The following is a 254-nucleotide window of genomic DNA, read 5'->3' as shown; positions in this document are numbered from 1 at the left end:
TGCGGCAGCACAGCCGTCACCAGTGAAACGGCCAGGACGTGATTTGCGATCGGACGTTGCTGCGGCTTGCGGAGCTGAACGTAGAGCCAGCCTGCCGCCGCGAGCGCGAGCAGCACGTGCTCGTCGGCACCCCAGGTGAGCGCGTCGGCGGCATCCTCAATGTCGTCATCGGTATGGGCTGCGATCGCGTCAGCGATCGCGATATCGAACCGTGTGGGTTTGATCGTGACAGGCGCCATCGGTCCCCAGCTGGT

1 protein-coding gene is annotated in these 254 nt (G+C 65.0%); it reads right to left on the bottom strand.

Features of this window, described 5'->3' with window-relative positions; translation table 11 throughout:
* On the bottom strand, positions 1-239 hold a 239-nt coding region (locus tag RMT89_RS44305), incomplete at its 3' end, for a hypothetical protein (RefSeq protein ID WP_315889413.1).
* Between the last annotated feature and the right edge of the window lie 15 nt (positions 240-254).

This window comes from Streptomyces sp. P17 (genome assembly GCF_032436805.1).
In the GTDB taxonomy this organism is placed as follows: Bacteria; Actinomycetota; Actinomycetes; order Streptomycetales; family Streptomycetaceae; genus Streptomyces.
This window is presented reverse-complemented; position numbering and strand designations above follow the sequence as displayed.